We start from the raw sequence: 1,346 nt of genomic DNA on the forward strand, positions 1-1,346 counted from the left end.
TTACTCCTGTCAACGACCATCAGGGTGATGGTGTGACAAGAGTATGGCTTGCACTTGTTTTACTCTGCCGCGCAGCGGCTTCGTTCAACAAAGCATTTAAGAGTGATTCGCAACGCTTGGCGTTTTCGCTTTGCTCAAAGTATAGCTAAGCGCCGCTCACAACTTAATGCAGCGTATACGCTTCGATGTCAATGGAAGGGAAATAGTGGAAATATCAAAGAAAGTTATTGTAATCATTACCCTTACTATTTTGCCTTTAGTATTTTTAGGTTCAAAAGTACTCACGGACACGAAACAGCGGCTGGTTGATGAAGAACTTAATCTTGTCCGTCCGATATTAGAGGGGATTGCTGAAAATTTAAAAGAGCCATATAGATTTCCTCTGGATTCACGTTCAGAATTACAGGGTTTTGCCTCATTTAATACTGCTTCTCGATTTCCTCATTTATATCATGCTGCCATAGACTATTTCGCTGAAGTTGGAGAGCCGGTATACGCTATTGCTGATGGTGTTGTAAGTTATTCTGGTTACATGAACGGTTATCCTGGCGTTGTGATTATTGATCACCCAAAAGAAAACCTTTATTCATTGTACGGTCATCTGTCATTAAAAAGCTGGTTAGTCTCAAAAGGGGCAATTAAAAAAGGGGATTTGCTTGGTTATATAGCTGACCCTTCAGAGGATTTTGGCATTGGTGTAAATGCCCATATACATTTTTCAATAAGAATGGGGTCACGTATGGGATACCCAGAAACTGGTCCCGATCGTTGGATGGGGGGATACACAACAGAACCTCCAATATTTAAAGGGTACATAGACCCTGAACAATTCATATTACTAACCAAGTCTAAATTATCACGAAACTAATCCAATACGCGTATAACAAATAATGATTGAGCGTTGCCTAGCCAACGTTAAATCCCGAGTGTTAAACAAGTCCGAAGTCACTTTATTAAGTAAATTTCACTAGCAACCAAATAACTACAAAAACAAAAAAGCGAACCAAGTGGTTCGCTTTTGTTTATCTAAAATCTACATGATCACAGATAACTAAGATGGAAACTTGTGATCTTTCTTTATCAATCGTTTGGAAATCATGTTTAGGGTAACTAAGTTGGAAACTGTTGGAAACTGTTGGAAACTGTTGGAAACTGTTGGTAACTTGGAAGTCTTATTAAACTTTGTAGCGATAACTAAAATGGAAACTAAGAGGGTAGGGATTAGTCGGTTTTAGCTTCCATACAGCGAACCGCCACTGTTTGATATAGTTAAGGAGAACATCATTGAGAAATGGCCTGCTAGAGCTTCATTTTTTGTGGCACTCTCTTTCAAACCTCTTATTCTG

The 1,346-nt window shown here is 39.1% G+C and carries 1 protein-coding gene; it reads left to right on the plus strand.

Going from position 1 to position 1,346, the window contains the following annotated elements:
• Positions 1-205: 205 nt before the first annotated feature.
• Complete coding sequence (locus tag ACED42_RS20865; RefSeq protein WP_371703988.1) at positions 206-868, plus strand: M23 family metallopeptidase; 663 nt, start codon at positions 206-208, stop codon at positions 866-868.
• Positions 869-1,346 lie beyond the last annotated feature (478 nt).

Source organism: Vibrio sp. FF145 (assembly GCF_041439075.1).
Classification (GTDB): Bacteria; Pseudomonadota; Gammaproteobacteria; order Enterobacterales; family Vibrionaceae; genus Vibrio; species Vibrio tasmaniensis_A.